Source organism: Microcystis sp. M_QC_C_20170808_M3Col, from assembly GCF_007095505.1.
GTDB lineage: Bacteria > Cyanobacteriota > Cyanobacteriia > Cyanobacteriales > Microcystaceae > Microcystis.
Genome location: NZ_SFBY01000455.1, coordinates 1 through 9523 on the forward strand (window position 1 = coordinate 1; position 9523 = coordinate 9523).

Annotated in this window: 6 protein-coding genes; all 6 read left to right on the forward strand. The window is 43.3% G+C overall.

Annotated elements, in window-relative coordinates; translation table 11 throughout:
* Positions 1-784 precede the first annotated feature (784 nt).
* The 6 genes from EWV84_RS20880 to EWV84_RS20905 all read left to right on the forward strand — a co-directional run bounded on the left by EWV84_RS20880 (position 785) and on the right by EWV84_RS20905 (position 9287).
* Positions 785-1114 (forward strand): hypothetical protein, encoded by a 330-nt coding sequence (locus EWV84_RS20880; protein WP_024969041.1) that lies wholly within the window; start codon positions 785-787, stop codon positions 1112-1114.
* Between the two features lie 412 nt (positions 1115-1526).
* Complete coding sequence (locus EWV84_RS20885) at positions 1527-3140, forward strand: cytochrome b5-like heme/steroid binding domain-containing protein (RefSeq protein ID WP_287079817.1); 1614 nt, start codon at positions 1527-1529, stop codon at positions 3138-3140.
* 150 nt (positions 3141-3290) lie between these two features.
* A complete protein-coding gene (locus EWV84_RS20890; protein ID WP_287079818.1) occupies positions 3291-4478 on the forward strand; it encodes a type III polyketide synthase in 1188 nt (395 codons plus the stop codon).
* A gap of 43 nt (positions 4479-4521) precedes the next feature.
* Complete coding sequence (locus tag EWV84_RS20895) at positions 4522-6375, forward strand: ATP-binding cassette domain-containing protein (RefSeq protein WP_287079820.1); 1854 nt, start codon at positions 4522-4524, stop codon at positions 6373-6375.
* Between the two features lie 26 nt (positions 6376-6401).
* Positions 6402-7961: an HlyD family secretion protein gene (locus tag EWV84_RS20900; protein WP_287079821.1), complete on the forward strand. Its 1560-nt coding sequence runs from the start codon at positions 6402-6404 to the stop codon at positions 7959-7961.
* A 102-nt stretch (positions 7962-8063) separates the two neighbouring features.
* On the forward strand, positions 8064-9287 hold the full coding sequence (locus EWV84_RS20905; protein ID WP_287079823.1) for a methionine gamma-lyase family protein: 1224 nt from the start codon (positions 8064-8066) through the stop codon (positions 9285-9287).
* The last annotated feature ends 236 nt before the right edge of the window (positions 9288-9523 follow it).

Here is a 9523-nt window from a genome sequence, read left to right on the forward strand (position 1 = left end):
AGATAACTTTTACTTATCATTAGTCGTTGTCTGAGTACATAAATACTAAGAAAATCCCTAATTTTTTAGCCCCTATCATTTAGCGATCGCTATTGGACAAAAACTTTTCCATCTACTGATATTGGGTTGAAAGACGAAGTTCGAGAGCAATTTCCTTAAGCATGAAAACTCTTACTTCGCCTAAAGGGAGCATACCATTTTCGTAAAATCGCCAAGTATTATAGCGTTTCCTGTTGACAAGAGGTACATTCTCAATCCTGAAAAGCTTAATCAGCAAAGGTTAAAGTGTGCCACACAGATGTGAGAACCGCTATAACAATAGTAAGGCGATAGAAAGGGTTTCAGTTCCCTTGAGAATGGCTAACGTGCCAAATTGGGATGCTCCCCGCCTAAAAGAGAAATTTTTGTAATCGTCTGCCAGAAAATCATTGTTTTTACCAGGGGTGTTTTGGGATAATTTTGCCCTAAAAATTAGGTTAAGCAGTGGAATGTCAAAAATGGCACTATGTTAACAAATATAAAGTAAATTTCTTCAGTGCTGGCTGACTATCAACTGCTATTTTTATCGATAAGTTCCAACTATGTCCACATTTAAAGTTTAATGTATCCAATTTTGTCTACTTTCTGAGAGTTATCTCAACTAGGTACTTGATGACAACTCTTTTTTCTTTTTTAGCTCAAGAGAGGCAATTATTAAGAAATAAAAAATCTGGGTAATCACTTTTAAATAGTTAGAATAAGATAGAAGGAGTAGATAATAGTAAATATCTGGAGACATCAATCAATGTTAACACCAAGACATCCTCACCCCCCCGGCGCACCCCAAAGCCCTCCTCCCAATGCACCGCAGAGTCACCCTCCTGGAATGCACCAGGCACCGGCTCCCGGAATGCACCATGCACCCCCGCTAGGTACACCGCAGCCCTTTGCACCGGCTGGGGCAGGACCTGCCAATCTACCGCGTCTAACAGAACAAGATCAAGAACTCTTAAAACAATTACTCGGTAATGATGAACAGGCCCAAGCTTTGGGGGGAATGTTACAAAACTCACCGCCAGAAATTGCCGCTTTGGGTTATTTAATCCTACGGGTTTTTGAGCGCAGTCAATCTTAGTGAGCCTGGTTCTTCGGTTGCTGATCTGCTCTGTCAGAGCAGGTTCTATACCTGTAATATGATTAGCACAAATCTTTGTGAGTGTATTTGCTCAACTGGCCTTGACCTATTTAAGTATTAAAAGCAATTGTAGCTATTTATAAATAAGGGTTCAAAATGATAGCTACCGAAGAACTATTAAACCGTTTTTTTGAGATACGAAACTTTAGTCGCTTCTTTGATTTTTTCATGAGAACAGTTTTGTTTGTGTCTAGAAGTAACTAGAATTTCTCGGTGACAGTTCTCAAACATCTACTATCTACAAAATCCTAGAGGGCTAAGAGATTATTATCTTTAAATCTTCCCAGCCAGTGTAGTGCGGGGTTTTGCCGAAGATAACTGAAAAATAATCAAGCAAGGATAAAAATTGACCATGAACTCAGAACAAGAAATAAGCTCGGTTCAAAACGTTCAAGCACCAGTACCATCTCCTAATCAGTCGGGAATGATGCCCTCATTACCGCCCGTGGATGCCAACAGAGGCGCACCCCATAACCAGGGTGGAGTCAGTCCCTTGATGCCGCCGTCCTTGGAGGGGGACATCGAACCACCTCCCCATCCTCCCGACGGCACGCCGTTGCCGAATGTCTGGATTTATGAAGGAGAAGCCTATGATCTCACAGAATTTATTGCCAAGCATCCAGGAGGACAATTTTTTATTGGACGCACCAAGAACAGAGATATAACCACGATTGTCAATATTTTTCATCCCAATCCCGAAAGAGTCAAAAAAGTCCTGCAAAAATATTCTCTGGGAAAACCTGGAAGACCAGAGGATATTCATCCTAAATACAACGCTCCTGCCTTTTTATTTAAAGAGCATTTTGACGGTTGGAGAGATACCCCTAAATACGATTTCCGCAACCCAGAACAATTGCTGAATAAGATTAAAACCAGAGTTTACTCTCCAGAATTTAAACAGAAAGTAGAACGCATGGATTTTCTGTTTAATGTGATCAGTATCTGTCTTTTTCTGATCTATTTTGTAGTGCAAGGGCTGTATTTAGAGGCCAGACAGTATATGCCGATTTACCTATTTGTGCCTCTCATCGCTATGCTAAGAATTGCCCTAGCAGGGGTAGGTCACTACCTAATTCATCGGCCACAAGTAGGATTAAATAAGGTATTTGCCAATATTTTTGATATTAACTACGTTCCCCTCGCTTTAGTAGTAACAGACGGTCATACTTTACTGCATCATCCCTTTACCCAGACCGATGTTGATATCAAAAAGAATGTTTTCACCTTCATGTTAGAATTGCCTCGTTTTTATCGAGTGCCAGTACATACATTTCATAAAATAGGCCATGTGGTTACGGGAATGTTTGCTCGCATTATAGAATTATGTATCCTCGCTTTTAAAGCAGGTGTTAAGGATATGTATGGCAGTTGGCAGCTGGGGTTCCCCCATTTTTTAGGTAGTTTTGGTATTCACTTATTACTATTAATCGAACTGGTTATCTTTTGTCTATACGGTCAATTTTGGGCTTGGTTAGCACAGTTTTTCCTTACCCTCTGGATTAGCACTTTTATGATTGTGGCTAGTCATGATTTTGAAGCCGAAGAACCGCCAAGAGATCCTATGGCATCACCTCAATGGGAAACCCAAGATTGGGCAGTTATGCAGATTAAAAATTCCTACGATTTGACCATGGTAGGTAATAAATATATTGACTGTTTTCTCTCGGCGGGCTTGGCTCCCCATCGGGTGCATCACGTTCTTCCCCAACAAAAAAGCGGTTTTGCCAATATCATCAGTGAAGATATTGTCCGGGAAGAATCGGAAAAATTCGGAGTTGAATGGGCGACACCTCAAAACTTCTTTTTTGACCGCCTACCAGCACTAATTAAACACTATCTAGCCGTGCCATCGCGATTAGCCAAAGAGAAAGAGTTGGGCTTATTGAAAGAACATTTTCACCCGCAAGCCTTAGAAACAACCCTAGACTACATTGTCAAAGGTTGGGCTGGTATTGGTTCAATTTGAGCCGACAAAAACCAGAAATTCTGGCGGAAAGTTTCGGAAAAATTATTCGGCATCTTGTAGATATAATCAAGACCCAGACTTTCCCCTAACTTTCTCTCGAATTGATTGACAGAAACCCTCACTATACCCAAACTGGTTCTGATATTTGCCATGCAATCTTCTCAGTTTTTACCTGTCATTGAAAGTCTCGCCACTGGCACTCCGGGCAATCTTGTCCAACAAACGGATGCCGCTAAATTTTTAGCTAACCTCAAAGGTCTAGAGAAGAATCAACATCGTATCGAAAAAATCTACGAACATACCCGGATTGACACCAGGCATCTAGCGATTAATTTATTAACCGAAGAAACTGTCAACTTTAGTCGAGAAAAGGGAACTATTGAACAACGAATGCAAATGTACGAAAAATATGGGCTTCCCCTAGCAGAAGATGTGACGAGAAGAGTGCTTTTAGCCGCATCGGAGCAACAGAAAAAGCATAATCCTTTGAGTACAGAAAAGATCGAGGATTCTATTGGTCTAATCGTATTCGTCACCAGTACAGGTTTTGTGGCTCCGGGTATAGATGCTCAATTAATTAAAAGTTTAGGACTTCGACGCAACATTGCTAGAGTGCCAGTTAATTTTATGGGTTGTGCAGCTGCGATGAATGGTTTACGAGTAGCCTGTGATCATGTAAGAGCCAACCCTGAGCATAAAGCTTTAGTGATTTGTTTAGAATTAAGTTCTATTAATGCCGTTTTTCAAGATGATTTAAATGACATTATCATTCATAGTATTTTTGGTGATGGTTGTGCGGCAGTAGTAATCGGAGCCTACGAACCAGAACAAATACAAGGTCGAGGAAAATTTATCATTCGGGATAATTTTAGTTATCTGGCCGAAAATACCGAAGACGGCATTAGCTTAGGCATTAGAGACAATGGTGTTACCTGTCTGCTGTCCCGTCAATTACCTGATTATATTGAGTCTGGTGTCGGTCGAATTATTACTAATTTTCTGAATAGTCATGAGATAACCAAGGAAGATATTGATTTGTGGGTGGTTCACCCTGGCGGGACAAAAATTATTGAAAAAGTGCAACTTTCCCTAGATTTAAATGATGAACAAGTGGCCGATAGTTGGGGAGTTCTCCGTCAATACGGCAACCTACTTAGTTGTGCGATTTTATTTGTAATGGAACGCATGATCTTAAGATTAGAACAAGGATGTGAGACGCAAGCTCTTAAACAAAATAAGAGCGGAGTTACTCGTAAAAACGCCGCATCTTTGACAGGTTTGGCCTTCTCTTTTGCTCCGGGAGTTGGTATTGAAGGAATTCTCCTAGAGAAGATTTAACCCCACTCTTGAAAATCTATCACCCGACAGGAGGACAAACTTAATGGAATTTTTGAGATTTTTGCTGGCCATATCCTGGAAACATATCACTATTGCTATCGTAGCAGGTTTACTTAGCGGTGTTGGCAACGCTCTTTTAATTTCTTTGATTAATCGAGAAGTCCATGAGGGTCATGCGGTCAATGCTCTACAATACTTTAGTATCTTGGCGATCTTTATTATAGTGACCAGCATTATCTCGCAATTTATGCTGATTTTTCTCTCGCAGAATGCTATCTATGAACTGCGAGTGAAATTGAGTAAAAATATTTTGTCCTCTCCTTTAGAACATCTAGAGATACTGAAAGAAAATCGTCTTTTGGTTAGTTTTACCGATGATGTTCATACCCTAACTCATGCAGTGGCATCCGTGCCGAATATTTGTGTGGATTTGGCTACAGTTGTCGGCTGTTTCGTTTACTTTGCTTGGCTATCTAATGCCCTTTTCGTCTTAACGATAGCTTCTACTGTTAGCGCCATCTGGTTTGTGCAAACGATCCTGAATAAAGCCGAACGTTTATTTTTTAAGTCGAGGGAAGAAGAAGACACCCTATTTAAGCATTTTAAAGCCTTGATGGGCGGCATCAAAGAACTCAAGCTCAATCAGTCCAAAAGGCAGGCTTTCATGGAGAGGGAATTGCAGAGTAGTGCCGTCCAGCTTCGGCAACTAAATACCAAAGCGATGAAAAGATTTGCGATCGCTAACGGTTTTGGACAACTATCTCAGTTTCTTAGTTTGGGATTTATTCTGTTCATTCTACCTTTGTTTTTAGACATTCCTTTAACGATGTTAGCCGCCTATGTTTTAATTGGTACTTTCATCGCCTTGCCAATGCAGAATATGCTCAATCGCATTCCTGAATTAGTCCGGGGAAATATTGCCCTGCGAAAAATTGAAAGGATGAAATTATCTCTCTCCAGTCTCTCGGAAGCAGATACCCTAGTTTTATCCATCAGTCCCTCCTGTCAACTACAATTTCAAGCTGTCACCTATCTCTATCACCCAGAATTACCACCTTTCCCCCCCGAAGGTTTCCCCGAAGGCCATCCACCTTTCCCCCCCGAAGGTTTCCCCGAAGGCCATCCACCCTTTCCTCATAATGGTCTTTCTCAGGGTTTTGCCAATAGTTTACCGGCACTGGCACCAGGATCCCCCTCTTCCGAGGGGAAACTAATTCTCTTTCCATCCCATCCCCCCTATTCTCAAAAAGGCAACCCACCACCACCGCCAAGGGCAGATGAAAAGGGGTTTCTGCTCGGACCAATTAGCTTTTCTTGGCAACCGGGGGAACTGATCTTTATTATTGGCGGCAATGGCAGCGGCAAGTCAACTTTAGCTAAACTAATTACAGGACTATACCCACCCCTATCGGGAGCAATTTATCTCAATGGTAAACGTATTACCCAAGATAATGTGGAGTGGTATCGTCAACATTTCTCGGCAATTTTCTCTGATTTTTACTTATTCGATAGTTTTCTTGGTTTTGATCGCCCCAATCTCGATCAAGAGGTAGAAAATTATCTGATGCAACTGCAATTAGCCCATAAAGTTACGGTCAAAAATGGAGTTTTATCCACCACAGAACTATCTCAAGGACAAAGGAAACGACTGGCTTTATTAACAGCCTATTTAGAAGATCGTCCTATCTATGTGTTTGATGAATGGGCCGCCGACCAAGAACCCCGTTTTAGGGAACTATTCTATAAACAGATACTGCTACAACTGAAAGAAAGAGGAAAAATAGTTATTGTTATTAGCCATGATGATCGCTATTTTCATCTAGCCGATCACATTATTAAGCTCGATTATGGTGCTGTGGAATCGGAACAGACTGTTCAACCATCAGGTTCTCTCTAAATTAACCCGCCAGTTTCCTACTCACTATGTCAGATACTTCCTCCTTCCAAAAAGTTAACAAACAGCCCACAATTAGCTGGGTATTGGGATTACTAACATTATTTTTAGCCATAGGTGGTAGTGTTCTCGCCTATCGTCAGTTTGGGCATACCACCCACCGGGCTAGTTCCCGTCCGCTGCCTGTAGCCGTGGAACAAACAAATCTAACGATCATCGTTTCCGCTAATGGAACTGTTGAACCAGAAAAAGTGGTTAATGTTAGCCCTAAAACAGCAGGGATTCTGAAAGCACTGCTAGTAGATGAGGGTTATACTGTCAAAAAAGGGCAGATAATTGCTAGAATGGACGATTCTGATTGGCAGGGTCAATTATTAGAATCCCAGGGCAAACTAGCGGCAGCCCAAGCTAATCTCCGCAAACTAATCGCTGGTAATCGTCCCCAAGAAATCGCTCAAGCCCAAGCGAAACTGGAAGAACTAGAAGCCAACCTACAAAAACTGATGGCTGGTAATCGTTATCAGGAAATTGCCCAAGAAAAAGCTCGTTTAGAAGGGCTAAAAGCCATTTTCAAAAAATCTGATGATGAATATCGTCGCAATCAGCTACTTTTCAACGAAGGAGCCATATCTCAACAGACTTTAAACGAAAAACTGGCAACCAGGGATAGCGCCCAGGCTGCCGTGATTGAATCCCAAGAAAAGCTATCTCTCCTTAAAGAAGGAACTCGCTCCGAAGAAATTACCCAAGCGCAGGCGGCAGTAAGAAGTCAACAACAGGTTTTAGACCTTCTCCAAGCCGGAACAAGACAGGAGGAAATCGATCAAGCTCGGGCGGAAGTGACCACTGCTCAGGGTTCTCTACAAAATGTTAAAACTCAGATTGAGGATACCATCATTAAAGCACCCTTTGACGGGGTGGTTACTTTTGTCTATGCTGAACCGGGAGCTTTTGTGGCTCCTACTACGACCGGCAGTTCCGTATCTTCGGCCACTTCTTCCTCCATTTTATCCCTGGTTTCACAAAATGAAGTGGTCAGCAATGTAGCAGAAAAAAACATTGATAAGATCCGGGTTGGGCAAAAGGTGACGATTACAGCCGATGCTTATCCAGATAAGGTATTTCATGGACGAGTCTCTCTGATTGCCACCCAGGCAACGGTAGAACAAAATGTCACCAGTTTTGAAGTGAAAGTGACCCTAGAAGAAAAGGCGGCCAGGGAATTAAAAGCGGGAATGAATGTTTCTACCGATTTCCAAGTCGGCCAACTGAAAAACGCTTTAACCGTGCCAACTATTGCCGTTACCCGTCAGAACGAGCAAACTGGTGTTTTTGTTGGCGCACCTAACCAACCACCCCGATTTGTCCCCATTACCACTGGCGTTACTATCGGCAATCGTACCGAAGTCAAAAGCGGACTCGATGGCTCCGAACATATCTTAATTAATCCACCCTCGGACACCCGACCACCCCAGGGTTTTTCTTGGCAAAGTCTCTTTGGTGGCAGGGGGAATGAACCGGCTGCTGGTGGCCCTCCCCCCGGTACCCCACCACAGGGAGCCTCACCCCCCCCAGGTGGGCCGCTCTAATCATTCCTAATATCAACCTTGGCAGATGTTTTAAGCGGAAGGATTGGCGTTGTATGATCAGTAGGCTTGGTAAATGCAATACAGATCACAGTCTATTGTTTGATGGATATCTCCTCTCTACTCCACAGGGCAGAAAAGGCCTTACTCCCCATCTTTTCGGAAATTGACGCACAGGTCAAGGAAAATCTCCGTCAAGTCCTCTGCGCTTTCCGTGAAAACCGCGTCGGGGTGCATCATTTTGCTAGTGTTAGTGGTTATGGTCATGATGACTTGGGACGGGATACTTTAGATCAAGTGTTCGCCCAAGCCCTGGGGGCCGAAAAGGCAGCGGTGCGAGTACAATTTGTTTCAGGAACCCATGCGATCGCCTGTGCCTTGTATGGGGTTCTCCGACCGGGGGATGAAATGTTAGCGGTAGCGGGTGCGCCCTACGATACCCTAGAGGAAGTAATCGGGATTAGGGGCAGTGGTCAAGGCTCTTTAAAGGATTTTGGCGTTAGTTATCGGCAATTAGAGCTAGATTCTACCGGTGCGATCGATTGGTTGGCTTTAGAAACGGCAGTTAAACCCCAAACCCGTTTAGTACATATTCAAAGGTCTTGCGGTTATTCGTGGCGATCGAGTTTGTCTATTGACGAAATCGAGAGAATTGTCCGTATAGTTAAACAACAAAACCCGAATACGGTCTGTTTTGTCGATAATTGCTATGGAGAATTTATCAACACCAAAGAACCCACCGACGTGGGGGCAGATCTAATGGCCGGTTCTCTAATTAAAAATCCCGGAGGTACAATCGTCACGGCCGGGGGATACATAGCAGGTAAAGCGGAATTAGTGGAAATGGCCTGCTATCGTCTGACAGCACCGGGGATCGGTAGGGAGGGAGGGGCGACTTTTGACCAAAATCGTCTTCTTTATCAGGGATTGTTTCTAGCACCGCAAATGGTGGGAGAAGCGATGAAAGGCAGTCATTTAATTGCCTATGTGGGCGATAAGTTGGGTTATCCAGTCAATCCTGCTCCTTTTGTGCCTCGACGCGATATTATTCAAGCGATTAAACTCGGTTCCCCCGATAAGCTGATTGCCTTCTGTAAAGCCATTCAAGCCTATTCTCCCATCGGTTCCTACTTAGATCCCGTTCCTGCCCAAATGCCAGGCTATGAGAGCCAAGTAGTGATGGCTGGTGGCACGTTTATCGATGGTAGCACCTCGGAATTCTCCGCCGATGGACCCCTACGGGAACCCTATATCGTTTTTTGTCAGGGGGGAACCCATTGGACTCATATTTCCCTGGCCCTAGAACAAGCGATCGCTGCTTTATCTTGAATGGTTCCTCTCACCTTCCTTTTCTCCCCTAGTTAGGGTCTGCTAAAAAAGTTTTTCGGTGGGGGTTGGGGGTTGGGGGTTGGGGTAGTGGGGTGTGGGGAATTTATACTAAATCCGTGGCGTTGTCAGACAGAAAGATGAATCAAGCAGAAACGCAGGGAATAGGAACATCCTTAAACTTGAGGTAATGAATAAGAAGCCGAATTGAGTGCTCTAACATTTCGACAGATTTTGAA